The 25,207-nt window shown below is 71.7% G+C and carries 25 protein-coding genes; 21 read left to right on the forward strand and 4 right to left on the reverse strand.

Features of this window, described 5'->3' with window-relative positions:
- Nucleotides 1-20 precede the first annotated feature (20 nt).
- From H958_RS0107125 to H958_RS0107135, 3 genes are all read left to right on the forward strand, one after another.
- Nucleotides 21-701, forward strand: coding sequence for a (Fe-S)-binding protein (locus H958_RS0107125; RefSeq protein WP_028058145.1), 681 nt, complete (start codon nucleotides 21-23; stop codon nucleotides 699-701).
- Between the two features lie 67 nt (nucleotides 702-768).
- Complete coding sequence (locus tag H958_RS35675) at nucleotides 769-2,205, forward strand: lactate utilization protein B (RefSeq protein WP_081685690.1); 1,437 nt, start codon at nucleotides 769-771, stop codon at nucleotides 2,203-2,205.
- Nucleotides 2,202-2,780 carry a LutC/YkgG family protein gene (locus tag H958_RS0107135; RefSeq protein WP_028058146.1) on the forward strand — a complete coding sequence of 193 codons (579 nt, stop codon included), beginning with the start codon at nucleotides 2,202-2,204 and terminating at the stop codon, nucleotides 2,778-2,780. Before H958_RS35675 ends, H958_RS0107135 begins: the two co-directional genes overlap by 4 nt.
- 181 nt (nucleotides 2,781-2,961) lie before the next feature.
- Here the strand turns inward: H958_RS0107135 and H958_RS0107140 are convergent, their stop codons facing one another.
- Nucleotides 2,962-3,849, reverse strand: coding sequence for a queuosine salvage family protein (locus tag H958_RS0107140; protein ID WP_196807262.1), 888 nt, complete (start codon nucleotides 3,847-3,849; stop codon nucleotides 2,962-2,964).
- Between the two features lie 43 nt (nucleotides 3,850-3,892).
- Here H958_RS0107140 and H958_RS0107145 point away from each other — a divergent pair, with 43 nt between their 5' ends.
- The 3 genes from H958_RS0107145 (at nucleotide 3,893) to H958_RS0107155 (ending at nucleotide 8,098) form a co-directional block, all read left to right on the forward strand.
- Entirely contained in the window at nucleotides 3,893-6,091 is a 2,199-nt protein-coding gene (locus H958_RS0107145; RefSeq protein WP_028058148.1) for an ATP-dependent helicase, read from the forward strand.
- Between the two features lie 76 nt (nucleotides 6,092-6,167).
- On the forward strand, nucleotides 6,168-7,310 hold the full coding sequence (locus H958_RS0107150; RefSeq protein ID WP_028058149.1) for an MFS transporter: 1,143 nt from the start codon (nucleotides 6,168-6,170) through the stop codon (nucleotides 7,308-7,310).
- On the forward strand, nucleotides 7,307-8,098 hold the full coding sequence (locus H958_RS0107155; RefSeq protein ID WP_028058150.1) for a class I SAM-dependent methyltransferase: 792 nt from the start codon (nucleotides 7,307-7,309) through the stop codon (nucleotides 8,096-8,098). Before H958_RS0107150 ends, H958_RS0107155 begins: the two co-directional genes overlap by 4 nt.
- Here H958_RS0107155 and H958_RS0107160 read toward each other — a convergent pair.
- Nucleotides 8,080-9,777 carry a gamma-glutamyltransferase family protein gene (locus H958_RS0107160; RefSeq protein ID WP_028058151.1) on the reverse strand — a complete coding sequence of 566 codons (1,698 nt, stop codon included), beginning with the start codon at nucleotides 9,775-9,777 and terminating at the stop codon, nucleotides 8,080-8,082. The two genes, H958_RS0107155 and H958_RS0107160, sit on opposite strands and share 19 nt — an antisense overlap.
- 26 nt (nucleotides 9,778-9,803) lie before the next feature.
- On the opposite strand from H958_RS0107160, the gene folD reads away from it, so the two are divergent.
- Genes folD through gatB form a run of 5 tightly spaced genes read left to right on the forward strand, consistent with a single transcriptional unit; the run spans nucleotide 9,804 to nucleotide 14,244 of the window.
- Entirely contained in the window at nucleotides 9,804-10,652 is an 849-nt protein-coding gene (gene folD / locus H958_RS0107165; RefSeq protein WP_028058152.1) for a bifunctional methylenetetrahydrofolate dehydrogenase/methenyltetrahydrofolate cyclohydrolase FolD, read from the forward strand.
- A complete protein-coding gene (locus tag H958_RS0107170; protein ID WP_028058153.1) occupies nucleotides 10,649-11,146 on the forward strand; it encodes a hypothetical protein in 498 nt (165 codons plus the stop codon). Before folD ends, H958_RS0107170 begins: the two co-directional genes overlap by 4 nt.
- 13 nt (nucleotides 11,147-11,159) lie before the next feature.
- Nucleotides 11,160-11,450, forward strand: coding sequence for an Asp-tRNA(Asn)/Glu-tRNA(Gln) amidotransferase subunit GatC (gene gatC, locus H958_RS0107175; RefSeq protein WP_028058154.1), 291 nt, complete (start codon nucleotides 11,160-11,162; stop codon nucleotides 11,448-11,450).
- On the forward strand, nucleotides 11,447-12,853 hold the full coding sequence (gene gatA, locus H958_RS0107180; protein WP_028058155.1) for an Asp-tRNA(Asn)/Glu-tRNA(Gln) amidotransferase subunit GatA: 1,407 nt from the start codon (nucleotides 11,447-11,449) through the stop codon (nucleotides 12,851-12,853). The genes gatC and gatA overlap by 4 nt, the downstream gene beginning before the upstream one ends.
- Nucleotides 12,850-14,244, forward strand: a complete 1,395-nt coding sequence (gene gatB, locus H958_RS0107185) for an Asp-tRNA(Asn)/Glu-tRNA(Gln) amidotransferase subunit GatB (RefSeq protein ID WP_028058156.1) — start codon at nucleotides 12,850-12,852, stop codon at nucleotides 14,242-14,244. Before gatA ends, gatB begins: the two co-directional genes overlap by 4 nt.
- Here gatB and rpsD read toward each other — a convergent pair whose 3' ends face one another.
- Nucleotides 14,245-14,877, reverse strand: coding sequence for a 30S ribosomal protein S4 (gene rpsD / locus H958_RS0107190; RefSeq protein WP_028058157.1), 633 nt, complete (start codon nucleotides 14,875-14,877; stop codon nucleotides 14,245-14,247). It lies immediately after the preceding gene.
- A 96-nt stretch (nucleotides 14,878-14,973) separates the two neighbouring features.
- Here rpsD and H958_RS0107195 point away from each other — a divergent pair, with 96 nt between their 5' ends.
- Nucleotides 14,974-15,210 (forward strand): hypothetical protein, encoded by a 237-nt coding sequence (locus H958_RS0107195; protein ID WP_028058158.1) that lies wholly within the window; start codon nucleotides 14,974-14,976, stop codon nucleotides 15,208-15,210.
- A 4-nt stretch (nucleotides 15,211-15,214) separates the two neighbouring features.
- Here H958_RS0107195 and H958_RS42940 read toward each other — a convergent pair whose 3' ends face one another.
- On the reverse strand, nucleotides 15,215-17,725 hold the full coding sequence (locus H958_RS42940) for a putative bifunctional diguanylate cyclase/phosphodiesterase (RefSeq protein WP_051323956.1): 2,511 nt from the start codon (nucleotides 17,723-17,725) through the stop codon (nucleotides 15,215-15,217).
- Nucleotides 17,726-17,820: 95 nt separating this feature from the next.
- Between H958_RS42940 and H958_RS0107205 the strand changes: the two genes are divergently transcribed.
- From H958_RS0107205 to H958_RS46020, 9 genes are all read left to right on the forward strand, one after another.
- Entirely contained in the window at nucleotides 17,821-18,045 is a 225-nt protein-coding gene (locus tag H958_RS0107205) for a hypothetical protein (RefSeq protein WP_156027762.1), read from the forward strand.
- Nucleotides 18,046-18,050: 5 nt separating this feature from the next.
- The gene (locus H958_RS0107210) at nucleotides 18,051-18,725 is read left to right on the forward strand and encodes a hypothetical protein (protein ID WP_028058160.1); all 675 of its coding nucleotides are present in this window, start codon (nucleotides 18,051-18,053) and stop codon (nucleotides 18,723-18,725) included.
- Nucleotides 18,726-18,779: 54 nt separating this feature from the next.
- Complete coding sequence (locus H958_RS0107215; protein WP_156027763.1) at nucleotides 18,780-18,959, forward strand: hypothetical protein; 180 nt, start codon at nucleotides 18,780-18,782, stop codon at nucleotides 18,957-18,959.
- A gap of 80 nt (nucleotides 18,960-19,039) precedes the next feature.
- On the forward strand, nucleotides 19,040-19,228 hold the full coding sequence (locus H958_RS0107220; protein WP_028058162.1) for a hypothetical protein: 189 nt from the start codon (nucleotides 19,040-19,042) through the stop codon (nucleotides 19,226-19,228).
- Entirely contained in the window at nucleotides 19,225-19,512 is a 288-nt protein-coding gene (locus H958_RS0107225; RefSeq protein WP_028058163.1) for a hypothetical protein, read from the forward strand. Before H958_RS0107220 ends, H958_RS0107225 begins: the two co-directional genes overlap by 4 nt.
- 84 nt (nucleotides 19,513-19,596) lie before the next feature.
- Entirely contained in the window at nucleotides 19,597-21,279 is a 1,683-nt protein-coding gene (gene ilvB / locus H958_RS0107235) for a biosynthetic-type acetolactate synthase large subunit (RefSeq protein ID WP_231379190.1), read from the forward strand.
- 30 nt (nucleotides 21,280-21,309) lie between these two features.
- Nucleotides 21,310-21,840, forward strand: coding sequence for an acetolactate synthase small subunit (gene ilvN, locus H958_RS0107240; RefSeq protein WP_051324052.1), 531 nt, complete (start codon nucleotides 21,310-21,312; stop codon nucleotides 21,838-21,840).
- A 38-nt stretch (nucleotides 21,841-21,878) separates the two neighbouring features.
- Nucleotides 21,879-23,312 (forward strand): isochorismate synthase, encoded by a 1,434-nt coding sequence (locus tag H958_RS35685; protein WP_051323957.1) that lies wholly within the window; start codon nucleotides 21,879-21,881, stop codon nucleotides 23,310-23,312.
- Between the two features lie 127 nt (nucleotides 23,313-23,439).
- Nucleotides 23,440-25,197 carry a hypothetical protein gene (locus H958_RS46020; RefSeq protein WP_156027764.1) on the forward strand — a complete coding sequence of 586 codons (1,758 nt, stop codon included), beginning with the start codon at nucleotides 23,440-23,442 and terminating at the stop codon, nucleotides 25,195-25,197.
- The last annotated feature ends 10 nt before the right edge of the window (nucleotides 25,198-25,207 follow it).

The following is a 25,207-nucleotide window of genomic DNA, read 5'->3' on the forward strand; positions in this document are numbered from 1 at the left end:
ACCCCTAGAGTCCGGGAGGGATGCGCGTGGCGCTCTTCATCACCTGCTTCAACGACACGCTGTTCCCCCAGACCGGACGCGCGGTGGTCGAGTTGCTGGAGCGGCTCGGCTGCGAGGTCGACTTCCCGCTCGAGCAGACCTGCTGCGGGCAGATGCACGTCAACTCCGGGTATGAGGACGATGCCCGGCGGCTGCTGGAGCGCTTCCCGCGGGTGTTCGAGGGGGCGGAGGCGATCGTCTCGCCGTCGGCGTCGTGCGTGGGGCTCGTGCGCGAGCGGATCCCGGCCGTGGCGGACCGGGTCTTCGAATTGACCGAGTTCCTGGTGGATCGGTTAGGCGTGGTCGACGTCGGGGCGTCGTTCCCGCATCGGGTGACGCTGCATCCGACGTGTCATTCGCTGCGGATGCTGCGGGTGGGCGACCGGCCGCGGCGGTTGCTGGAGGCGGTGCGCGGGATCGAGCTGGTGGAGCTCGACGCCGCGGCCGAGTGCTGCGGCTTCGGCGGGACGTTCGCGGTCAAGAACGCGGATACGTCGATGGCGATGCTGTCGGACAAGCTGCGGCATGTGCTCGACACGCGGGCGGAGGTCTGCACGGCGGCGGACACGTCCTGCCTGATGCACATCGGCGGCGCGTTGGGGCGGGGGCGGACCGGCGTGCGCACGATGCACATCGCGGAGATCCTGGCGGCGCAGGAATGAGCATCTGCGAAGCGATGCTCAAAGCGACCGCGATCGCGACCCTCGCCGCGAGTGGCGGTCGTCGCCAATGAGCTTTCCCGACGCCGCACGGGTCACGCTGGGCGATTCCCAGCTGCGCCGCAACGTCGGCAAGGCGACGGCGCTGATCCGCGGCAAGCGCGAGCGCGTCGTGGCCGAGCTGCCGGACTGGCAGGCGCTGCGCGACGCGGGCGCGGCGATCAAGGCGCGCGCGATGGCCACGCTGCCGGAGCAGCTGGAGCGCCTGGAGGAGGCCGTCACGCGTGCGGGCGGGGTGGTGCACTGGGCGCGCGACGCGGCGGAGGCGAACGCGATCGTGGCGGGGATCGCGCGCTCGCAGGGGTCCGGCGAGGTGCTCAAGGTCAAGTCGATGGCGACCGACGAGATCGGGCTCAACGAGGCGCTGGCGGCGGAGGGGGTCAGCGCGATCGAGACCGATCTGGCGGAGCTGATCATCCAGCTGGGACACGACAAGCAGTCGCACATCCTGGTGCCGGCGATCCATCGCAACCGGGTCGAGATCCGGGAGCTGTTCGAGCGCACGATCGCGCGCGGGCAGTCGCTCGGGAACGAGGCGGGTGCGATCGCGGAGGCCGCGCGGGCGCATCTGCGGGCGAAGTTCCTGTCGGTGCCGGTGGCGGTGTCGGGCGCGAACTTCGGCGTCGCGGAGACCGGGACGGTCGCGGTGGTGGAGTCCGAGGGCAACGGGCGGATGTGCGTGACGCTGCCGCGGGTGCTCGTCACGATCATGGGGATCGAGAAGGTGGTCCCGGAGTTCCGCGACCTGGAGGTGATGCTGCAGTTGCTGCCGCGCTCCTCGACGGCGGAGCGGATGAACCCGTACACGTCGCTGTGGACGGGCGTGCGGCCGGGGGACGGTCCGCAGGAGTTCCATCTGGTCCTGCTCGACGCCGGCCGCTCGCGCGTGCTGGCCGACGAGGTCGGGCGCCAGGCGTTGTACTGCATCCGCTGCTCGGCGTGCCTGAACTCGTGCCCGGTGTACGAGCGGGTCGGCGGGCAGGCGTACGAGTCGGTGTATCCGGGGCCGATCGGCGCGATCCTCACGCCGCAGCTGCGCGGGCTGGGGGAGGCGCCGTCGCTGCCGTGGGCGTCGTCGCTGTGCGGCGCGTGCTACGAGGTCTGCCCGGTCAAGATCGACATCCCGTCGGTGCTGGTGCACCTACGTGGGCGCGTCGTGCGCGAGGAGAAATCCTCTCGCTCGCCCGAGGCGCTGCTGATGAAGGCCATCGCGGCGGCGTTCGCGACCCGCCGCCGCTACGAGGGCGCGCAGCGGCTCGCGCGTCTCGGCCGCGGCCCGCTGGCGAACGCCGCGGTGCCGGGGTGGACGGCGATGCGCGACCTCCCCGACCCGCCGAAGGAGACCTTCCGCGATTGGTGGCGGTCGCGACATGAGCCAGGGGGCCACGTCGCAGGGAGAGCCTCGCCTGGAGGGCTCGTTCTCCCGGTCGAGGAGAGACCGTCGTGACGGCCAAGGCCGACGTCCTCGCCGCCGTCCGCGCCGCGCTCGGCCCGTCGCCGCACGCGCCCGAGATCCCGCGCGCGTACCGCCGTGCCGGCTCGCTCACGCCCGATGTGGAGCTGTTCTGCGAGCGCGTCGCCGAGTACCGCGCGACCGTCCACCGCGTATCCGAGGACGATCTCCCCGCCACGCTGGCCGGACTCGCCCGCGGCCGCACCGGGATCCCGCCCGGCTTCCCCTACGACGGCGCGATCGAGGACCACGGCCTCACCGTCCACGAGCTCGACGCGCTCGCCACCGTCATCACCGGCTGCGCGCTCGCGATCGCCGACACCGGCACGATCGTCCTCGACGGCGGCGAGCGCTCCGGCCGCCGCGCGCTCACGCTGATCCCCGACCACCACGTCTGCATCGTCCGCGCCGGCCAGGTCGTCGCGTCCGTCCCCGACGCGATCGCCGCGCTCGACCCCGCCGGCCCGATCACCTTCGTCTCCGGCCCTTCGGCCACGTCCGACATCGAGCTCGACCGCGTCGAAGGCGTCCACGGCCCCCGCGACCTCGACGTGGTCGTCGTGGCCTGACGGCTCGCACGATGACGACGGCGTCGGGTTTCCTGCGGCCTGAGCGTCCGAGGCGCCATTGCGAGGACGCGAGCCGAGATCGGCGCGCGGCTCGCGCCGCGCTTCCCTTACCCGCCGCGCTTGACGTTCGCCCGGGCCGGCAGCCGCGTGCGGGCGTCGCGCGGCCGCCTAGGAATTACATTTAGTACTGGGTACACGGCGCGCGGTGGCGCGGACGGGCCTTGTAGCGCGGCTCGCCGCCGCGGTTCCAGAGCACGTTGTCGACCGCGGTCGCCGTGGTGGCTCCGTGGGCGGCGACGAGCAGCTCGACGGCGTGCAGTGCGCACGCGCGGATCTCGACCTCCTCCGGCGAGTCGTGCTCGAGCAGCTCGCCGGCTTCGATCCGCGCGACGAGCGCGGCGTCGAGCTCCAGCACGCCGTCGACGCGGAGCACGTGCGGGACGAGGTTGTCGGCGAAGAGCGTGAGGCGGTCGAGGTCGCCGGCGGGGGCGATGCCCGCGAGCGCGAGGTCGGCCGCGGCGATCTGAGCGCGCTTGAACAGCGGCACCTCGAAGCCGTCGTAGGGCGAGACGTCGCGCCAGGTCTCCCAGCCCGCGAGGATCGTCGCCAGCGCCTCGGCCGACCCGTGCCCGGCGCGCGCGAGCGCGAGGAACGATCCGTACCCGAGCGCGTTCGTCCCGAGCTCGCGCAGGTGGCGCTCGAAGTGGCCCATCAGCACGTGCTCGCGATCCTGGCCCATCGCCGGCGCGATCTCCTCGCGCGTGATGCTCGCAAGCTCCGCCGCGCTCCACGGACCGCGGGCCTTGAGCCCGGCCTCGATCGTGCGGAAGCCGGACATGCCCTCGCGCTTGCGCAGCGTCGGGAACCACCCGGAGCCGAAGTTGATCGCGTTCAGCTGCAGGCTGAACGCCGCGCGCGTCTCCTCGTCGCCGTCGATGTCCGGCGCCGGCGGGGACTGCGCCGAGAGGGTCCTCGCGTACGGCTCGATCGCGTCCTCGTCGATGCGGACGGAGCGTGCCCGCGCGGCCACGCGCGCCGCCGCGGCGCGGATGTCCTCCGTCAGGGTCACGGGTGCGCGAGGCTATCTGGACCGGCGTCTATCGTGGACATAAGTGCCCGCCGATGCCGCGATCGACGCCCTGCTGGAGGGTCTCAACCCGCCGCAGCGGGAGGCTGTGCTGCACGGCGAAGGGCCGCTGCTGATCCTCGCGGGCGCCGGCTCGGGCAAGACGCGCGTGCTCACGCACCGGATCGCGTATCTGCTCCGTACCGGCCAGGCGCGCGCGTCGGAGATCCTGGCGATCACGTTCACCAACAAGGCCGCGCAGGAGATGCGCGACCGCGTCGAGCTGCTCGTCGGCCGCGCCACGCGCGCGATGTGGGTGATGACCTTCCACGCCGCCAGCGCCCGGATGCTCCGCAGCGACGCCGACAAGCTCGGCTACACGCGCCAGTTCACGATCTACGACGCCGCCGACTCGCGCCGGCTGATCAAAAAATGCCTGGACGATCTGGACATCGACGTCAAGCGCTTCACCCCGCGCGCGATGCAGTCCCAGATCTCCGACGCGAAGAACAAGCTCCGCTCCGCCGAGGACTACCGCCAGCTCGTCGGCTCCTACTTCGAGCAGACCGCGGCCGACGTCTACCAGCACTACGAGCGCGAGCTCGTGCGCATGAACGCGATGGACTTCGATGACCTGCTGTTCCGCTCGGTGAACCTGCTCGAGATGTTCCAGGAGGTCCGCGACCGCTACGCCCGCGCGTTCCGCTGGATCATGGTCGACGAGTACCAGGACACCAACCACGCCCAGTACCGCTGGCTCCAGCTGCTCTCGTCCGAGCACCGCAACCTCGCGGTGGTCGGCGACGACTCCCAGTCGATCTATGGCTTCCGCGGAGCGGATATCCAGAACATCTTGAGCTTTCAGGACGACTATCCCGACGCGGCCGTCGTGAAGCTCGAGCAGAACTACCGCTCGACGCAATACATCCTCGACGCCGCGAACGCGGTGATCGCGAACAACCGCGGGCAGATGTCCAAGCACCTCTGGACCGACGTGGGGGAGGGCGACCCCGTCCGGGTGCGCGAGATGAGCGACGAGCACGCGGAGGCCCGGTTCGTCGGCGCGGAGATCCAGCGGATGGTCGACGAGGGCGTCTCGCGGTCCGAGATCGCCGTCTTCTACCGCACCAACGCGCAGTCGCGGGTGCTGGAGGACATGCTGGTCCGCGCGCAGATCGGCTATCAGGTGATCGGCGGCACGAAGTTCTACGAGCGGGCCGAGATCCGTGACGCGATCGGCTATTTGACGTTCCTCGTCAACCCGCAGGACCAGAACGCGTTCACGCGGATCGCGAACTCGCCGCGCCGCGGGCTGGGGCAGACGTCGCTCTCGCGCGTGCTCGCCTACGCGGACGCCGAGGGCATCCCGGTGTGGGACGCGGCGGAGCAGGGCGACCGGATCCCCGCCCTGGGCACGGCCGCCAAGAAGGCGATCGGCCGCTTCATGAGCACGATGCAGCGCCTCAAGGAGCGCCTGGAGGGCGACGCGCCGGTCGGCGAGCTGCTCGAGGAGCTGCTGAGCGAGACCGGCTACGTGGATGCGCTGCGCGCCGAGCGCACGATCGAGGCGCAGGGGCGGCTGGAGAACCTGGAGGAGCTCGTGCGCGTGGCGCGCGAGTACGACGCGGGCAATCCCGAGGGCTCGCTCGACGAGTTCCTGCAGCAGATCGCGCTGCTCGCCGACGCGGACACGATCCGCGACGACGAGGGCCTCGTGACCCTGATGACGCTCCACAACGCCAAGGGGCTCGAGTTCCCGATCGTCTTCATCATCGGCCTCGAGGACGGCGTGTTCCCGCACTCGCGCGCGGTCGAGGAGGGCAACGTCGAGGAAGAGCGCCGGCTCGCCTACGTCGGCCTCACCCGCGCGATGCGCGACCTCACTCTCACATACGCCCGGCGGCGGATGTCGTTCGGCGGCGCGCAGTCGCTCGGCATGCGCTCCCGCTTCCTGGACGAGATCCCGCGCGACCTGACCGACCAGCCGCAGCGCGCCGCCGCGGGCCTGCCGTCGCCCGGCCGGATCGCGTCCTGGTCCGGCGCCGCCGCGGCATCGGCAGAGGCGTCCGGCGCCGGCGACGGCGGCGGCCAGCTGTTCCGGATGGGCGACGACGTCGTCCACGCCGCGTTCGGGGACGGCGTCGTGACGGCGACCGAGCCCGGCGGCATCGTCGTCGTGCGCTTCGCGGACGACGGCTCGGAGCGCAAGCTGATGGCCGACTACGCCCCGATCCGCAGGCGCTGAGCCCGGGCTCGAACCCCGTAAGGGGCGGATAGCCACACAGTGGCGCGCGCGACGCCTGCATAGGCTGAAGTGGTCCGTGCGCCGCCTCCTGCTCTTCGCCTCGCTCGTCGTCCTCGTGGACACGTCGTTCTATGCGGCGATCACGCCGCTGCTGCCTGACCTGACCGACAAGTACGGGCTGTCGAAGACCGGCGCGGGCATCCTCGCCGCCGCCTATCCCGCCGGCACGTTCGCCGGCGGCCTGCCCGGCGGCTGGCTCGCCGCGCGCGTCGGCGTGAAGCCGACCGTGCTGGTCGGGCTCGCGCTGATGACGATCTCGAGCATCGGCTTCGCGTTCGCCGACAGCATCCTGATGCTCGATCTCGCGCGGTTCGTCCAGGGCGTCGGCGGCGCCGCCTCGTGGGCCGGCGCGATGGCGTGGATCGCCGGCGCGGCGCCGCGCGAGCAGCGTGGGCAGATGATCGGCTCCGCGATGGGCGCGGCGATCGCGGGCGCGCTGCTCGGCCCCGTGATCGGCGTCGCCGCCGACCTCGTGGGCTTCGAGCTGGTGTTCTGCTCGGTCGGCGTCGTCGGCATCGCCCTGATGGCGTGGACCGTGAGCATGCCCGCCGCCCAGCTCGAGGGCGACAGCTCGCTCCGCGGCCTGCTGCGCTCGCTCTCCGACGGCCGCATCCGCGTCTCGCTCGCGCTCATCACGATCCCGGGGCTGATGTTCGGAACGCTCAGCGTGCTCGGGCCGCTGCGGCTGGACGAGCTCGGCGCCGGCGCCGCCGCGATCGGCGCGACGTGGCTGCTCGCCGCCGGCCTGGAGGCGATCGTGAGCCCGCTCGCCGGCCGCTTCTCCGATCGCCGCGGCCGGCTGGCGCCGATGCTCGGCGGGCTTGCGGGAGGCGCCGTCGCCTTCGCCCTGCTGCCGTGGCCTCAGACCGCCGCCCTGTTCGCGGTGCTCGTCGTGGTCGGGACGCCGGTGGTCGGGCTGCTGTGGGCGCCGTCGATGGCGATGCTGTCCGACGGCGCCGAAGCGGTCGGCCTCGAGCAGGGCCTCGCCTTCGGCCTGATGAACCTCACGTGGGCGACGGGGCAGACGCTCGGCGACGTCGGCGGCTCCAGCCTCGGCGAAGCCGCGGGCGACAAGGTCGCCTACCTGGTGCTGTCCGGCGTCTGCCTGCTCCTCTTCGCGACCCTGCGCTCGCGCGCGCCGCGCCTGGCGACCGCATGAGCGCCTACGTCCACGGCTACGAGCCGCGCGAGACCGAGCGTCTGAGCGACCAGGCCGGCACGCTCGTCGAGTTGCTGCACGGAGACACGGCATATCCCACCGGCGCGCGAGTGCTCGAGGCCGGCTGCGGCGTCGGCGCCCAGACCGTGACGCTGGCGCAGCGGAGCCCGCAGGCGCGCTTCACGTCGGTCGACATCTCCGCCGAGTCCGTCGAGGAGGCCCGCCGCCGCACCGCGGCGTACCCCAACGTCGAGGTGCGCCAAGGCGACATCCTCGCGCTCGAATACGAGCCTGCGTCCTTCGACCACCTCTTCGTCTGCTTCGTGCTCGAGCATCTCGCCCGTCCGGCCGAGGCGCTCCGGACGCTCATGCGGCTGGTCAAGCCCGGCGGAAGCGTGACGGTGATCGAGGGGGACCACGGCTCGGCCTACTTCCATCCCGACAGCTCGGCCGCCCACGAGGCGATCCGCTGCCAGGTCGAGCTGCAGCGGCGCGCCGGCGGCGACTCCGAGATCGGCCGGCAGGTGCAGCCGCTGCTCGTCGCCGCCGGGCTGGAGCGCGCGAGCGTCTCGCCGCGGCTGGTCTACGTCGATCCGAGCCGGCCCGATCTCGCCGACGGCTTCACCCGCCGCACCTTCACGGCGATGATCGAGGGCGTGCGCGAGCCGGCGCTTGCCGCCGGCTTGATCGCGCCGGAGCGCTTCGACGAGGGCGTCGAGGCGCTCCTGCGCACCACCGTGTTCTGTTACACGTTCTTCAAGGGCGTCGGCTACCGCCCGGCGGCGTAGCCCTGCATCCCGCGCGGGTTCGCGCCCGCGCGCAGCAGGCCGTCCGGGGCGCGCGAGATCGCGCTGAGCCGCCCGAGCGACCATGGCCCGCCAACTTCGACGTGATGCCCGCGCCGCCGCAGCTCCTCGATCGTGGCCTCCGGCGCGCGCGCCTCGATCTCCACCCGCAGCGGCTCCGCCTCGCGCGGATAGAACGAGCTCGGGAAGTGGGTCGTGTGGAACATCGGCGCGTCGATCGCCGCCTGCAGGTCGCGCCCGAACACCACGTGCGCGAGGAAGAGCTCGAACGACCACTGGTCCTGCTGGTCGCCGCCCGGGGTGCCGAACGCGAGCACGGTCCCGTCCTCGTGCACCGCCATCGAGGGCGAGAGCGTGGTCCGCGGCCGGCGGCCGGGCTCGAGCGAGGCGGGAAGGCCCTCTTCGAGCCAGAACATCTGCGCGCGCGTGCCGAGGCAGAACCCGAGCTCCGGGATCGTGGGCGCGCTCTGCAGCCAGCCGCCGCTCGGCGTCGCCGAGACGAGATTGCCCCAGCGGTCGGCGACGTCGAGGTGGCAGGTGTCGCCGCGCGTCGGCTCGCCGACGCCGGCCGCGGCGCCGGCGGGCGCGGCGATCGTGGGCAGCCGCGGATCGGGTCCGCCCGGCCGCAGCTCGGCGGACGCGGTGCCGGAGATCAGCGCCCGCCGCTCGTCGGCGTAGTCGCGCGAGAGCAGGAGCTCCAGCGGGACGGGAGCCGAGTCGCCGTACCACGCCTCGCGGTCGGCGAACGCGAGCTTCGCGCCCTCGATCACGGTGTGGACGTGGTCGGGCCCGAGGAAGTCGCCGAGGTCGACGCCGTCGAGCAGCGCGAGCTGCTGGAGGAAGACGGGGCCCTGGCCCCACGGCCCGGTCTTCGACACGTGCCAGCCGCCGAAGCCGAGCGAGGCGGGCGCCTCGTAGCCGGCGCCGAAGCCGGCGAGGTCGTCCGCCGTCAGCACGCCCGCGTGCCGCTCGCCCGAGCTGTCGAGCACCGGCCGCCGCATGGCCGCGGCGAGCGCCTCGGCGACGAAGCCGCGGTACCACGCGTCGCGCGCGGCGTCGATCCGTGCCTCGCGCGACGGTCCCACGGCCTCGCGGACGATCCGCTCGTACGTATCGGCCAGCGCCGGGTTGCGCAACCGGTCGCCGCGCTGCAGCCACAGCGCCGCGGAGGTCTCCCATTCGCGCAGCAGTGGCTCGGCGCGCGCGATCGTCGAGCGGATCGCGGGCAGCGCGGGAAACCCGTCGCGGGCGTAGCCGATCGCGAAGGCGGCGACGTCGGCGAGCTCGAACGTCCCGTGGTCGCGCAGCAGCAGCATCCAGGCGTCGAACGCGCCGGGGACGCACGCGGCGAGGTGCCCGGTCCCAGGGACCAGCTCCAGCCCGAGGTCGCGGTAGGCGCCGATCGTCGCGCCGGCCGGCGCCGGGCCTTGGCCGCAGATCACGCGGACCTGCGAGCCGTCCCACAGCAGCAGCGGCAGATCGCCGCCCGGCCCGTTCATGTGCGGCTCGAGGACCTGCAGCGACAGCCCGGCCGCGACCGCCGCGTCGAACGCGTTCCCGCCCCGCTCGAGCACGGCCATCCCGGCCGCCGTGGCGAGCCAGTGCGTGGAGGCGACCATTCCGAACGTCCCGCTCAGCTCGGGACGGGTCGTGAAGCTCATAAGTAAGACGCTAGCCTGGCGCGCTGCTGATGGCAGAACTGATTGACGGCAAGGCGATCGCGCAGCAGGTCCGGGACGAGGTGCGCGAAGAGGTCGCGGCGTGGGTCGCCGCGGGCCACGAACCTCCCGGACTGGCGACCGTCCTGGTGGGTGACGATCCCGCTTCGGCGATCTACGTGGGCGGCAAGCAGAAGGCGAGCGCCGAGGTCGGCATCCGCGGCTTCGACCATCGCCTGCCCGCCGACGCGCCGCACGACGAGGTCGCGCGGGTGCTCGACGAGCTCAACGCCGATCCGGCCGTGTCGGGCATCCTGCTCCAGCTCCCGACGCCGCCACAGGTCGACGGCGGCGCGCTGTCGGAGACGATCGCGCCGGGCAAGGACGTCGACGGGCTGACGCCGATCTCGGTGGGCCTGCTCAACAAGGCCCGCCCCGGCCTGCGCCCCTGCACGCCGAGCGGCGTGATGGAGCTGCTGCGCCGCCACGGCGTGGACCTCCAGGGCGCCGAGGCGGTCGTCGTCGGCCGCTCGGACCTCGTCGGCAAGCCGATGTCCGCGCTGCTGCTGCAGGCTAACGCGACGGTCACCGTCTGCCACTCGCGCACGCGCGACCTGGCCGAGGTGTGCCGCCGCGCCGACGTGCTGGTCGCCGCCGTCGGCGTCGCGAACCTTGTGCGCGGCGACTGGGTCAAGGAAGGTTCCGTCGTGATCGACGTGGGGATGAACCGCACCGAGGCCGGCCTGACCGGCGACGTGGACTTCGCAGGCGCGAGCGAGCGCGCGCGGCTGATCACGCCGGTCCCAGGCGGCGTCGGCCCGATGACGATCGCGATGCTGCTCAAGAACACCGTGCTGGCGGCGAAAGCGGCGGCATGAGCCGCCTGCGGCCCGCGGACGTGCTCGCCGGCGTCGGCGGCACCGTCCTGCTCGGGTCGCTGTGGCTGACGTGGTACGGGTTTGCCGCGGGGGTGCTGATCGGGCCGGGAGGCGACGCCGTGCTCTTCGGCGCGAACGATCGCCACGTGCCCGCTCTCACGGCCTGGGAGGCGTTCTCCGTCACCGACGTCCTGCTCGCGCTCTTCGCCCTGCTCGCCATCGGCGTCCCGCTCACGTCGGCCCTCGCCCGCGGCCCCGCCAAGCCCGTCGCCTTCACCGTGCTCGGCAGCGTCGGTGGCGTCCTCGCCGTCCTGCTGGTGCTCTATCGGCTCCTCGACCAGCCGGGTTCGAATGCGCTCGTGGCCGTCAAGGCCGGGGCCTGGATCGGCCTGGCCGGGGCGGTCCTGACGCTCGTGGGCTGCTGGCTCGCGATGGCCGACGACCGCACCCCGGGCGCCGCGCCGCCGCAGGTCCCACGACGCCCCGCGCCCTAAACTCCCCGGCCGAATGCTGAGCCGAGACCAGGTCCTGCACGTCGCCCGCCTCGCCCGCCTCGAGCTGTCCGAAGAGGAGATCGAGCGCTTCTCGGGCGAGCTCTCGAAGGTGCTCGACTACGTCGAGACGATCGAGGAGCTCGGGGGGCTGGACGACGTCCCGCCCACCTCCCACGTCGTCGACGTCGAGAACGCGCTGCGCGCCGACGAGCCGCGCCCCTCGATCCCCGTCGAGAGGGCACTGGAGAGCGCGCCGGACGCCGCGCAGGGCGGGTTCCGCGTGCCCAGTCCGGGGGCCGCATGATCGAATACACCGCCGCGCAGGCCGCCGAGCTGATCCGCACCGGCGAGCTCGACGCCGCCGAGTACTTTGACTTCTACCGGCGGCGCGCCGCCGGCGACGACCTGAACTCGTACATCTGGGTGGCAGGCGAGACGCCGCAGCTCGACACCGCCGCGACCCTCGCCGGCGTCCCGATCGCGGTCAAGGACCTCTTCTGCACCGAGGGCATCCCGAGCCAGGCCGGCTCGAAGATCCTCGAGGACTACCGGCCGCCGTACACCGCGACGTCGGTCCGCAAGCTCGCCGAGGCCGGTGCGACGCTGCTCGGCAAGACCAACCAGGACGAGTTCGCGATGGGCTCCTCCACCGAGAACTCCGCCTACGGCCCGACGCTGAACCCGTGGGACCGCATGCGCGTCCCCGGCGGCTCGTCGGGAGGCAGCGCGGCCGCCGTCGCCGCGGGTACCGCGCCCTGGTCGATCGGCACCGACACGGGCGGCTCGATCCGCCAGCCCGCCGCGCTCTGCGGCATCGTGGGGCTCAAGCCGACGTACGGCGCGATCTCGCGCTACGGCATGATCGCGTTCGCCTCCTCCCTCGACCAGGCGGGGCCGTTCACGCGCGACGTCACCGACGCCGCGCTGTTGCTGCAGGCGATGGCCGGCCCCGACCCGTGCGACTCGACCTCGATCGGCCTCCCGGAGCCGGTCGCGCTGCCCACGGCGACCGACCTCAAGGGCATCCGCCTCGGCGTCCCCGAGGAGCTCACCGGCGAGGGCATCGAGCCGGGGGTGATGAAGGCCTTCAACGAGACGCTCGACCTCGCGCGCGCGCTCGGCGCGACGATCGAGACGACGTCGCTCACGCACGCGGCGCACGCGCTCGCCGCCTACTACCTGATCGCCCCGGCGGAGTGCAGCTCCAACCTCGCCCGCTACGACGGCGTCCGCTACGGGATGCGCGCCGATCACGGCGGCGGACTGCTCGGCATGTACACGGCGACGCGCGAGGCAGGCTTCGGCGCCGAGGTCAAGCGCCGCGTGCTGATCGGTACCTACGCGCTGTCCTCCGGCTACTACGACGCCTACTACGGCAAGGCCCAGAAGGTCCGCACGCTGATCTCGCGCGACTTCGACACCGCCTGGGGGAGCTTCGACTTCATCGTCACGCCGACCTCGCCGGGCGTCGCGTTCGAGCTCGGCGCCAAGACGGCGGACCCGCTGGCGATGTACCTCAACGACTTCTGCACGGTGCCGATGTCGCTCGCCGGCATCCCGGCGATCTCGATCCCCAACGGGCTCTCCGAGGGTCTCCCGGTCGGGTTCCAGATCGCGGGGCCGGCGTTCAGCGAGAACCGCATCCTCGACGCGGCGCACGCGCTCGAGAAGGCGATCGGCTTCGACGCCTCAGGAGCGCGGGCATGACCGAGTACGAGCCCGTCATCGGGCTGGAGATCCACGTCCAGCTCAAGACCCGGACGAAGATGTTCTGCGGCTGCGAGCTGAGCTTCGGCGAGGAGCCCAACACGCGCACGTGCCCGGTCTGCCTCGGCCTGCCCGGGACGCTGCCCGTATCGAATGCGCAGGCCGTGCTCTACGGGATGATGATGGGGCTCGCGCTCGGCTGCGAGATCGCGCCGCGCTCGATCTTCCACCGCAAGAACTACTTCTATCCCGACCTCGCCAAGGGCTACCAGATCTCCCAGTACGACATCCCGCTCTGCAGCGGGGGCCGGCTGGGCGACGTGCGGCTGCACCGGATCCACCTCGAGGAGGACGCGGCCAAGCTCGTGCACGTCGGCGAGTCGGGCCGCATCCACGGCTCCGACGCGTCGATCGTCGACTACAACCGCGGCGGCACGCCGCTGGCGGAGATCGTCACCGAGCCGGACATCCACTCGGCCGAGCAGGCGCGCGACTGGCTGATCCTGCTGCGCGAGACGCTGCGCCAGCTCGGCGTGAGCGACGTGAACATGGAGGAGGGCTCGCTGCGCTGCGACGCCAACGTCTCCATCCGCCCGACGGGCTCCACCGAGCTCGGCACCAAGACCGAGCTGAAGAACATGAACTCCTTCCGCTTCGTGATGCAGGGCATCAACGCGGAGGTCGAGCGCCAGAAGGCGCTCCTGGAGGCCGGCGAGAAGATCGAGCAGGAGACGCTGCACTTCGATCCCGTCTCCGGGCGGATCAGCTCGCTGCGCTCCAAGGAGGAGGCGCACGACTACCGCTACTTCCCGGAGCCCGACCTCGTCCCGATCGCCCCGACGCCGGAGATGTTCGAGGCCGCCCGCGCCGCGATCCCGGAGCTCCCGGCGGCGCGCGCCGAGCGCTACGCCGGTCTCGGCCTGGCCGAGGACGATGCGCGGCTGTTCTCGTTCGAGCCCGAATGGGGCGCCTACTTCGAGGCCGTCGGCGGCGAGCCCAAGGCCGCCGCGACATGGGTGAAGGAGCTGCGCACGCGCGTCGACGGGACCGAGCAGGTCGCGCCGGAGACGCTCGCGAAGCTGATCGAGCTCGTGACCGCGAAGACCGTCACCGCGGGCGCCGGACGGACCGTGCTCGACAAGCTCGTCGCCGAAGGCGGCGACCCAGGCGAGATCGTCGAGCGCGAGGGACTCGCGGCGATGGAGGACTCCGGCGAGCTGGAGGCGATCGTCGCGAAGGTGATCGACGACAACCCCGACATCGTCGAGCGCATCCGCGGCGGCAACGCCAAGGCGATGGGCGCGCTCGTCGGCCCGATCATGCGCGAGACCAAGGGCCGCGCGGACGGAGGCGAGGTCAATCGCCTCCTGCGCGAGAAGCTCGGCGTCTAGCTAGAGCCGCGAATACAGCTCGACGATCAGGTGCTCGTCGACCGGCGCGCTGATCTCGGCGCGCTCGGGGATGCGCAGCACCTTGCCCGACAGCCCGTCGAAGTCGGTCTGCAGCCAGCCGGCGACCGTGCCGGTCAGCTCGGTCATGGCCGAGGCGACGTCGCGCACCGGCGAGGACGAGTCGATCGCGATCTCCTGCCCGGGCTTGACGGCGTAGGACGCGATGTCCACGCGCCGGCCGTCGACCGTCACGTGGCCGTGGTTGACGAACTGGCGTGCCTGGGCGCGCGTGGAGGCGAAGCCGAGGCGGTAGACGACGTTGTCCAGCCGCCGCTCGAGCAGCCGCAGCAGCTCCTCGCCGGTGACGCGCTCGCGGTTCCTGGCCGCTTCGCGCACGTAGTTGCGGAACTGCTTCTCGCGCACGCCGTAGTAGCGCTTGGCGCGCTGCTTGGCCCGTAGCTGCTCGGCGTAGATGGAAGGCCGGCGGCGGCGCGCGGCGCCGTGCTGGCCGGGCGGTACGGGGCCGCGGCGCTCCAGCGCCGACTTGCCGTTCAAGGCCCGCTCGCCCTTCAGGTACAGCTCGACCCCTTCGCGGCGGGAGAGCTTCTCGACTGGTCCGGTGTATCGACCCACGGCCATTATCCTACCGAGACGGTCGGGATTAGCGCCTCGAGGGTGTCTGGACACATGTCCAGTGCAGGGCCGGCGACGCGGTGGGATGATCGTGACATGGGCCAGGTCATCTCGTTCCCGAAGCCGCAGCGGCACTCGCAGGAGCGCCTGGCCGCCGCGCTGAACGCCTTCTGCGCGATCGTCTACGTGCTCGGCTTCTTCATCGCCGGGCCGATGCTGCTCATGTTCGGCTTCGGGTTCGCCTTCACGGCCCAGCCGCTCGCGGCGCTCGTCTGCGTCGGCCTGTTGCCGGCGGTCTGGGCGGCGACGCGCGCCGCCTACGCCCGGCTCTGACCGACTAACGCCCGCCGCGGCTGCCGGCGCGCAAGCGCGGCGGAGCGGCCGAAGGCCGGCCGAGGAAGTACCCCTGGCCGAGGCCGGCGCGCAGCTCGCGCAGCGCGGCGAGCTGCTCGCTCGTCTCGATCCCCTCGGCGATCACCTCGAGCTCGAGCGTGCGCGCGAGGTCGACGATCATGCCCACGAAGGAGCTCTCGCGGCGTCCTGACGTGAGCCCGTCGACGAACGGCTTGGCGATCTTGAGCGTGTCGAGCGGGAGCGAATGGAGGTAGCTCAGCGACGAGTAGCCGGTGCCGAAGTCGTCGAGCGCGATCTTGACGCCGAGCCGGCGCAGCTCGTGGAAGCGGTCGACGGACGCGGCGGCCAGCAGCTGGGACTCGGTGATCTCGATCACGAGCTGGCCGGGATCGATGCCGGCGTCGCGGACCGCGCCCAGCACGTTGTCGACCAGGCCCGGGTCGCGCAGCTCCGCCACCGACAGGTTCACGTGCATGCGCAGCGGCTCGCCGTCCAGCTCGGCGTCCTGCCAGCGGCGCGCCTGGCGGCAGGCCTCGCGGAGCACGTGGCGGCCCAAGGGCACGATCAGCCCGGTCTCCTCGGCCAGCGGGACGAACTCGACGGGCGGGACGAGCCCGCGCGCGGGGTGCTCCCAGCGCACGAGCGCCTCGGCGGCGACGATCCGGCCGCTGTCGAGCGCGACGATCGGCTGGTACTGGACGATCATCTGCTCGCGCTCGATCGCCTTCGCCAGCTCCTCCTTGAAGTCGTGCCGGCGCAGGATCGCGGCCGCCATCTGCGGCTCGAAGAGCTCGAAGCGCGCCTTGCCCTTGGACTTGGCCTGGTACATCGCCACGTCGGCGTTGCGGATCAGCGCGTCGGAGTCGTCGCCGCTCTGGCGGCTGTCGGCGATGCCGAGGCTGAGGTGGACGCTGACGAGCTCCGCGCCGGCCTGGACGGGCAGCTCGAACTCGCGCAGGATGCGCGTCGCGACGGCGCGGCCGTCGTGCAGAGGGTCGTCGACGCCCGGGATCATGACCGCGAACTCGTCGCCGCCGAGGCGCGCGACGGTGTCGCCGGGCCGCACGCAGCGCTGCAGGCGCTCGGCGACGCTCACGAGCAGCGCGTCGCCGACGGCGTGACCGAGCGAGTCGTTGACGGTCTTGAAGTCGTCGACGTCGACGAACAGGACGGCGATCTGCGCGCCGCCGTTCTCGAGCTCGTCCCGCACGCGCTCCATGAACAGCGTGCGGTTCGGGAGGTCGGTGAGCGGGTCGTGGTAGGCCTGATGGTGCAGCTGCTCCTGCAGCGTGCGCAGCTTGGTGACGGCCTGCTCGAGCCGGTCGTACTGCAGCGCGACCGACGCGTTGTTGGCGAGCGCCTCCAGCAGGCGCAGGTCGTCGGCGCCGAACGAGCGCTCGAGGCCGACGCGGTTGGCGAGCATGATCGTGCCGATCGTGCGCTCCTCGCCCGGCAGCATCGCGATCATCGCGTGCCGGATCCCGCGCTGCTGCAGGTGCGCGCGCAGGTGCGGGCTGCCGAACGGCGGCGTGAGGCTGACGACGGGCGTCTCGGAGTCGACCAGCGCGGCGAGCTCGTCGGCGATCGCCCTGTCGGCCGGCTCCATCGTGACGCGCAGGTCGCCCGGGCCGTGCGTCGTGCGCAGCGGCGCGCCGTCGCCGGCGGTCAGCAGGACCTCGGCGACGTCGGCGCGGAACGCCTCGAGCGAGCGGGCGAGCAGCGCCTCCAGCGCCTCGGCGACCTCCGGCGAGCGCGAGAGGGTGCGATTGGCGTCGTAGAGGAACTCGAGCCGCTCATGGCGCTGGCGCTCGGAGATGTAGGCGCGGTAGACGGCGAAGACGGTCAGCGCCGGAACCAGCAGGACCGGCACGGCGCGGGGGTCGGTGGCGACGATCAGCGCGGCGGCGATCGCGATGCTCGCGTTGATCAGGGTCACCAGCGCGTCGGTGGCGAACATCTGGACCAGCATCGACGGCTTCAGGCTCCCCTCGGCGATCGCGATCGCGCCGCCGAGCAGCAGGATCGTGAGCGCGCCGCCGGTCAGCGTGGCGGCGTAGAGGCCGACCCAGGTTCGCGGCTCCAGCGCGGTGCCGTCGCCGGCGACGAGGTGCAGGATGCCGGCCGCGACGCTCGCGGCGAGCGCCAGCTGAGCGAGGTTGAAGGCGAGCTTGACGATCGCGAGCCGGCGGACGATGCCCCAGACGACGCCCGTGCCGAGCAGCGCGCCGAGCACGAACGCGTCGCCGGTGGCGAACACGAGCCCGAAGACGAACGGCAGGTCGGCGAGCGAGAAGGAGTGCGCGCTGCGCCGGAAGCGGACGTGCACGACGCAGATCTCGGCGCACGCGAAGCCCACGGCGACCGCCCACCAGGGCAGCCATGGCGTGCTGTGCGGCTGGGTGCCGTGGGTCATCAAGAGCCAGGCGGCGCCCGCGAGGATGCCGACGGCGGCGACGTATGCCCAGACGATGATCTCGCCTGGCGGAACGGGCAAACGCCGGGAGGGGACGGCCATCGCTAGGGGACATCGGCCGAATTGATGAGTTCCTTAACCGAATTCCGTCCAAGAACAGGGCGTAGCATTTGGGTATGGCACGCCTCATACGCATGGATCAGACCGGCCACACCACGCTCGCGGAGTGGACGAAGGCCGATCCGGCGTCGGTCGAGGCCGCGGTCGCGGCGCTGCGGCGGGAGCTCGACGCCGGCTACTACGCGGTGGTCAGCGAAGGCGAGGGCCGCGCCTCGCAGGTGCAGACGCTGCCCGTGGACGCGGACCTCGTGATCCTGCGGCGGCCGATCGCCGGCGGCTGAGCCGCATGGCCGCCGCGTCGCTTCCCGAGCGCGCGTCGGTCCACTGGCGCCGGCCGATGGACGCCCGGCGCCTGCGCGTGTACGCGCGCGCGTGGACGCTGACGACGGTGGCGCACACGCTCCCGCTCGTGGTCGCCGCGATCGGGCTGTTCGCGCTCGAGCCGCTCACCGCGCCGGTCGGCCTGATCCTGCTCGCGCACGCATGGGCGATTCCGGAGCTGTACGCCAATCGCGGCGCGAAGGTCGTCAAGCCGCGGCGCCGGCACGGCGACGAGGCGGAGGCGACCGCGCTCGGCCTGCTGGGCGATCTCGTCGGCCACGAGGCGCGCGAGGTCCACGCGCGGACCGGCCTCATGCCCGAGCGTGGGGCGCTGGGGATCTGGCTCGTGGGGGAGGCCGGCGCGCTGCTGGTGCGGCCGGGAGCGCGGCGCGTGCACTGCTGGTGCGTGCGGGTGCAGGATCCGGACCTTCCCTCGAGCGACCGCATCGCCCATCTCCTGCTCGCCCTCCGCGAGGACGAGCAGGGCTTCGCGACCGTCGCCAACCACGCGTTCTCGGGCGCGCGCTGGCGCGTGCGGCGCAGGCTGCCGGGCGCGCAGCGGCCCGCGCTCGAGGCCGCGGTCCGGCTCGGCCGCCCGGCCGGGCGGCCCCTCGACCGTCTGGACAGACCCGGTGTGTGAAATTCGGCTCGCGGGCCAAGGGAACGCCGTCCCGGATGGCCGACCATGATGGTCATGACCGCCCTCCCCGCTTCCCGCAGCACGAAGGCGCCGATCCGGCGGCTCGTGCTCGTGCCCACCAGCGGCCGCTCCGACAGCGCGGTACGCCGATTCCGCCTCGCCCGCCTTCGCCTCGAGGACCGCGAGGTCGCGCGCGCGGAGCGCTTCGCCCACCTGAAGGCAAGCCACGACTGACTTGCGGCCCCGAGCGCCGGCGGGGCCGCGACCAGTCCATTCGTTGAGGCAACCTTGAGCCGGCGGGGTACTCTCATGTCATGGGCAACTCCTCCGCCGCCGGGTCCCTCCTGAAGAAGGGCCTCGCCTGGATCATCGTCATCGCGGTCGCGATCCTCGCCTTCAAGATCGTGATCGCGGCGATTGCGGGCCTGATCCAGACGCTGTTCGCCCTGGTGCTGATCGCGCTCGTGGTGTTCGCGGTGGTCTGGGCCATGCGCCGGTTGTGATCTACCTCGCCTTCGCGCTCTGGATGGGCATCGGCGCGGGCGTCGTCGGCCGCATCAAAGGCTCGTCCTTCTTCATCTGGTTCGTGATCGGAGCCGTGCTGCCCGGGCTGGGGCTGCTCGCGGCGGCGTTCTACCGCTCCGACAGGGACGAGGTGCGCCGCCAATGCCCGACGTGCGGGCGGATCGTGAAGCTGCACGACGCCATGTGCATGAGCTGCGGCACCGATCTCGAGTTCCCGGAGGTCGGGATCGAGCCGGAATCCGCTGCTCTGCAGCGGCGTTAGACTGCGGAAACTGGTTTTCGCCCTCGCGTCCTCGCAACGCTCGGACGTCCGGGCGACGTCACACGTCCCAAAGGAGCTGCCGCGATGATGCGCGCCGTCGACGCCATCATGGAATGCCTCAAGGCCGAAGGTGTCGACGTCGTATTCGGCTATCCCGGCGGTGCGAACCTTCCCACGTACGACGCGTTCGTGGACGCCGGCATCCGCCACGTCCTCGTCCGCCACGAGGCCGGAGGCGGTCACGCCGCCGAGGGCTACGCCAAGGCGTCCGGCAAGGTCGGTGTCGTCTTCGCGACCTCCGGGCCGGGCGCGACGAACATCGTCACGCCGCTGACCGACGCGATGATGGACTCCGTCCCGCTCGTGGCGTTCACGGGGCAGGTCCGGACCGAGCTGATCGGCACGGACGGCTTCCAGGAGGCGGACACGTTCGGCATCACGATGCCGATCGTCAAGCACTCATTCGTGATCCAGCATCCCGCGGAGATCCCGCGCGTCGTGCACGAGGCGTTCCACATCGCCCGCACCGGCCGCCCGGGCCCGGTGCTGATCGACATCCCGCAGGATCTCAGCCGCGCGGAGATCGACTACGAGCCCGTGACCGACGTCCACCTGCCCGGCTACCAGCCGACGCTGGACGGCAACTCCAAGCAGATCCGGCTCGCCGCCAAGGCGCTGCTCAACGCCCGCCGGCCGGTGCTCTACGCCGGCGGCGGCGTGGTCAACGCCGGCGCGTCGGCGGAGCTGACCGAGCTCGCGCTCCACGGCCGGTTCCCGATCACGTCCACGCTGATGGGCCTCGGCGCCTTCCCGGCGCCGCACGAGCAGTGGCTCGGCATGCTGGGCATGCACGGGACGCGCGCGGCCAACTATGCGATGGACGAGGCGGACCTGATCGTCGCGATCGGCGCCCGCTTCGACGACCGCATCACCGGCAAGCTGTCCGAGTTCGCGCCGCGGGCCAAGTTCATCCACATCGACATCGATCCGGCGGAGATCTCCAAGAACGTCCCGGCCCACATCCCGATCGTGGGCGACGCGAAGCGCGTCCTCCCGCGGCTGCTGGAGGAGTACACCGCCCTGCACGCCGACCCGGCGCGGCTGAACGCGTGGTGGGAGCGGATCGACCGCTGGCGCGCCCAGCACCCGCTGCGCTACGACGACTCCGCGGACGGCGAGATCAAGCCGCAGTTCCTCGTCCAGGCGCTCTACGAGGCGACCGGCGGCGGGGAGTGCATCCTCAGCTCCGACGTGGGCCAGCACCAGATGTGGGCCGCGCAGTACTTCCACTTCAACAAGCCGCGCCGCTGGATCAACTCGGGCGGCCTGGGGACGATGGGCTTCGGCCTGCCGGCGGCGATCGGCGCGGCGTTCGCCGTGCCCGACGTGCCGAGCGTGCTGCTGACCGGCGACGGCTCGTTCCAGATGAACATCCAGGAGCTCGCGACGGCGCGCCAGTTCGACGTCCCGGTCAAGTGCGTGATCATGGACAACGGCTACCTCGGCATGGTCCGCCAGTGGCAGGAGCTCTTCTGGGACCGCCGCTACTCGAACGTCGACATGGGGCAGTGGCCGGACTGGATCAAGCTGGCCGAGGCCTACGGCGCGACCGGCGTGCTCCTGACGGACAAGACGACGCTGGTCGAGGACCTCCGCGCCGCGCTCGCCACGCCCGGGCCGGTGGTGGTCGACGTGAAGGTCACGCGCGAGGAGAACACGTACCCGATGATCGCGCCCGGCACGGCCGCGCGCGAAATGGTGGGCTGAGCCGTGGGCGAGCCGGGAACCAAGGAGACGCTGACGCTCGAGGAGCTCGAGGCGTCCGCCGGCGTCCGCACCGGGCGCAAGCACATCCTCTCGATCCTCGTCGAGAACAAGCCGGGCGTGCTGACCCGCATCGCGGGCCTCTTCGCGCGACGCGGGTTCAACATCGACACGCTCGCGGTCGGCCCGACCGACGATCCGACGCTGTCGCGCATCACGCTGACGCTGGACGGCGCGATGCACCCGATCGACCAGGTCACCAAGCAGCTGCACAAGCTCGTCAACGTGATCAAGATCCGCGATCTCGAGCCGGCCGAGACGGTGTCGCGCGAGCTCGCGCTGTTCAAGATCTCCGCCGACGGGTCCACGCGCTCGGAGGTGATGCAGATGGTCGAGATCTTCCGCGGCAGGATCATCGACGTCGCCAAGCGGTCCGTGATCGTCGAGGTCACGGGCTCGTGGGACAAGATCGAGGCGTTCGAGCGAATGGTCCGGCCGTTCGGGCTGATCGAGATGGCGCGCACCGGCGAGATCGCGATCTCCCGGGGGCGCGGCGAGACGTAGTGCGGCGGCCGCGCACGGGTTCGTACTCTTCTCGGGACGTGTCCGTGCGCGAGCCGATCATCGGCGCTGGTCCGCGCGTCGACGCGCCGGGTCTGCGCGAGCGCTGCGAGCTCGCCGTTCGCCGTGCGCGCCGGCGTGGTCGTCCCGTGCTGCTCGGGTGGACGGTGGCGGTCGGCGCGGACTGGGACCCGAGCGCGATCGTCTTCGCCTCCCGCGCCGCCGGGGAGGACTGGTTCTGCTTCGAGCAGCCCGACCGCCAAGGCGCCGCGCTGGCGACGCTCGGCAGCGCCGTCCGGCTGCGCGCCTCGGGCGAGGACCGCTTCTCGCGCGTCGCGCGCGAGTGGCGCTCGCTCGCCTCGGGCGCCGTCGCCGACCCGCCGGACGGGCCGGCGGGCGCGGGGCTGGTCGCGGTCGGCGGATTCGCGTTCGCGCCTGACGGCGGCCGCGCACCGCACTGGGCGGGCTACGACGCGGCGGACCTGATCGTCCCGGAGGTCGCGCTGGCACGCCGCGACGGCGACGTGCGGCTCACGCTCGCGTCACTGGCGGCGCCCGACGACGACGTCGACGAGCTGGCTGCGCGGCTGTCGGCGCGGCTGGCGGCGCTCCGGCACGATCCGCTGCCGCTTCTCGATCCCGCCCCCGCGGGCCGCTTCCAGATCAGCTCGGTGGCGCCGCCGGAGCACTACGAGCAGGCGGTGGCGCGGGCCGTCGAGCGCATCCGCGCGGGAGAGCTCGAGAAGATCGTGCTCGCGCGCGAGGTCGCCGTCCACGCGCCCACGCCGCACGACGCGGCCGCCGTCTTCGGCGTCCTGCGGGCCGGCTTCGAGTCCTGCTACGTCTTCTGCGCGGGCCGGGGGGACGCCGCGTTCGTCGCCGCGTCCCCGGAGCTGCTGATCCGCCGCGAGGGCCACCGGGCCCAGACGGTCGCCTTGGCCGGCTCCACCCACCGCTCCGCCGACCCGGCCGTCGACGCCCATCTCGGCGAGCAGCTGCTGCGCTCCGACAAGGACCGCGAGGAGCAGGCGATCGTCGTCCGCCGCATCGCCCGTGCCCTCCGCCCGCACGCAGTCTGGGTTGCCACACCGGATGAGCCCCGGATCATCAAGGTGGCCAACATCCAGCACCTGGCCACCCCGATCCGCGCGCAGCTCACCGAGCCCCTCGGCGCGATCGAGCTCGCGGCGCTCCTGCACCCCACCCCGGCCGTGGGCGGCGAGCCCCACGCCGTCGCGGCGCCCCTGATCCCCGCGCTGGAAGGCCTCGACCGCGGCTGGTATGCCGGAGCCGTCGGCTGGACCGACGCCAACGACGACGGCGAGTTCTGCGTCGCGCTGCGCTGCGCGCTCCTGCGCGGCACCGAGGCCCGGCTCTACGCCGGCGTGGGAGTCGTCCGCGACTCCGACCCGGCCGCCGAGCTGCGCGAGACCGAGATCAAGCTCGGCGCGCTCCTGCCCGTGCTTGCGGGCTGAAACAGTCACCGCACTGACAACGCCGCGGATTTCGGGGGCGAAGCTTTCGCGGCACATCCTCCACCGCTTTGCGGGCGTGCCGCTGCTGCTTGCACTAAGCGAAAGACATCATAATGATAAGTGAAGCATGAACGAACGAGTCCGGTGCTTGCTCCTCGCCGCGACGCTTTCGATCGGGGCCATGGGGTCCTGGGTCGAGGTCTCCGATGCACGGATAAACATGGCTGATGCATGTGGCACTGAACCGGCATCGCTCGCGGTGCGGCGTTGTGCAGTCGCGCAGAGCGTCGCAGCCGTAGGCGTTCCGCGGGTTGAGATCTCTCCAGAGCCTCCTCAGGCCTGGATGAACGCCGCGAGCCTGCGAATGGACATCAGCGCCACGGACGAGTCCGGCGTCATGGCGGTTGCCGTGTACGTCGATGGGAAGCGCGATGCGCTGTGGCAAACGTCATGTTCGCTGTGCCCGACGTCGACGCCGAGCTATACCTGGCGTGCCGACCTCTCACGGCTAACGGATGGCGTGCACGCCGCCGAAGTTCGAGCTGTAAACGTTTCCGGAGGAATTGGAGTGCAGGCGTTCGATCTCTTGATCGATCACACCGCTCCCGCACCGCCAGTGGGCTTGGCCCTGGTAGGAGATGCTTCGTGGCGAGCCGAGAATCGCTTTGATGTCTTTTGGACGAATCCGCGGGATCTCGGGCCGTCGCCTCTCGTTGGCGTCGAATATCGCATCTGTCCGGCTGCCAACGCGTCCACCGACGTGACCGGCTGCGTCATCGGGTCGAGGAACGGCACGGCAGTCGAGCGAATCGAGGACCTGAGCGTTCCTGGAACGGGTGCGTGGCGGCTCCGGATCGCCGTGCGCGACGCGGCCGGCAACGTGACGCTCGATGGGAGCGCTTCGCTACCGGCGCTGCGGCTCGACCAAGCACCGCCAACTGTCGCCTTCACAGGCGTCGGCGCAGGGCGCGTGGGCCTTGAGGTGCGCGACGGGGAGTCTGGTGTCGCGACTGTGGAGGTCGAGGCGCGACGGCAAGGCGAAGCCATGTGGCGGTCGGTGCCGGTGCGCATGTCGCCTGGAGTTTCGGGTGAAGCTTTGCTGGACGACGACGTGCTGCCGGCCGGTGAGTACGACCTGCGCGCCCACGCGACGGATCATGTCGGGAACGAGCGGACAGTCGCGACCTTGCCGGACGGTATCCCCGCCACGATCCGCCTTCCGTATCGGCAGGCCAGCGTGATCACCGCCGGGCTGTCGAAGTCGACCAAGTCGGGACGAGAACAGTTCGATGCGCGTCCGAAGATCGAGTTCGGCAAGCCGGTATTCCTGCGCGGGCGGCTCACTGACGCATTCGGCAGGGGCGATCCACGTGCTCCGATCGAGGTGTGGGAACGCATTGCGCTTCCTGGCGCCTCCTGGCGACAGATCGGACTGATCTCGACGGTGGACCAGGGACGGTTCAGCTATCGCGCTGCGGCAGGGCCCGCCCGGACAATCAGATTTCAGTACGCCGGTACCGAGACGACGCGTGCTGCGGCGGCAGAGGTCAATCTCCGCGTGAAAGCCCGCACGACGCTTCGCTGCCGCCCTTGCCAACTGCGAAATGGACAGACGGTGATGCTCTCTGGAAGGCTGCAGGGCGGGAGACTCCCACCTGGCGGCAAGCTCGTTACGTTGCAGGCACGGACGTCGCGGGGATGGCGGACGTTCGGTACCGCGCGGGCGCGCGCGGGCACCTCAGAATGGAGATATCGATACCGCTTCACCGACACAACTTCGACGGCGCGCTACGCATTTCGCGTCGTCGTGCCGGTGGACTCGGGATACCCCTATATCGAGGGCTTCTCGCGAGTCACGTATGTCCGAGTTCGGGGAAGCGGCTGATCTACGAGGC

Source organism: Candidatus Solirubrobacter pratensis (assembly GCF_000425945.1).
Lineage (GTDB): Bacteria > Actinomycetota > Thermoleophilia > Solirubrobacterales > Solirubrobacteraceae > Solirubrobacter > Solirubrobacter pratensis.

Excerpts from the sequence above, each read along its gene's own strand:
- H958_RS0107125 (WP_028058145.1), top strand. The coding sequence starts at position 21 with ATGCGCGTGGCGCTCTTCATCACCTGCTTCAACGACACGCTGTTCCCC.
- H958_RS35675 (WP_081685690.1), top strand. The coding sequence starts at position 769 with ATGAGCTTTCCCGACGCCGCACGGGTCACGCTGGGCGATTCCCAGCTG.
- H958_RS0107155 (WP_028058150.1), top strand. The coding sequence starts at position 7,307 with ATGAGCGCCTACGTCCACGGCTACGAGCCGCGCGAGACCGAGCGTCTG.
- H958_RS0107160 (WP_028058151.1), bottom strand. The coding sequence starts at position 9,777 with ATGAGCTTCACGACCCGTCCCGAGCTGAGCGGGACGTTCGGAATGGTC.
- H958_RS0107170 (WP_028058153.1), top strand. The coding sequence starts at position 10,649 with ATGAGCCGCCTGCGGCCCGCGGACGTGCTCGCCGGCGTCGGCGGCACC.
- gatC (WP_028058154.1), top strand. The coding sequence starts at position 11,160 with ATGCTGAGCCGAGACCAGGTCCTGCACGTCGCCCGCCTCGCCCGCCTC.
- gatA (WP_028058155.1), top strand. The coding sequence starts at position 11,447 with ATGATCGAATACACCGCCGCGCAGGCCGCCGAGCTGATCCGCACCGGC.
- gatB (WP_028058156.1), top strand. The coding sequence starts at position 12,850 with ATGACCGAGTACGAGCCCGTCATCGGGCTGGAGATCCACGTCCAGCTC.
- H958_RS0107195 (WP_028058158.1), top strand. The coding sequence starts at position 14,974 with ATGGGCCAGGTCATCTCGTTCCCGAAGCCGCAGCGGCACTCGCAGGAG.
- H958_RS0107205 (WP_156027762.1), top strand. The coding sequence starts at position 17,821 with ATGGCACGCCTCATACGCATGGATCAGACCGGCCACACCACGCTCGCG.
- H958_RS0107210 (WP_028058160.1), top strand. The coding sequence starts at position 18,051 with ATGGCCGCCGCGTCGCTTCCCGAGCGCGCGTCGGTCCACTGGCGCCGG.
- H958_RS0107215 (WP_156027763.1), top strand. The coding sequence starts at position 18,780 with ATGACCGCCCTCCCCGCTTCCCGCAGCACGAAGGCGCCGATCCGGCGG.
- H958_RS0107220 (WP_028058162.1), top strand. The coding sequence starts at position 19,040 with ATGGGCAACTCCTCCGCCGCCGGGTCCCTCCTGAAGAAGGGCCTCGCC.
- ilvB (WP_231379190.1), top strand. The coding sequence starts at position 19,597 with ATGATGCGCGCCGTCGACGCCATCATGGAATGCCTCAAGGCCGAAGGT.
- H958_RS46020 (WP_156027764.1), top strand. The coding sequence starts at position 23,440 with ATGAACGAACGAGTCCGGTGCTTGCTCCTCGCCGCGACGCTTTCGATC.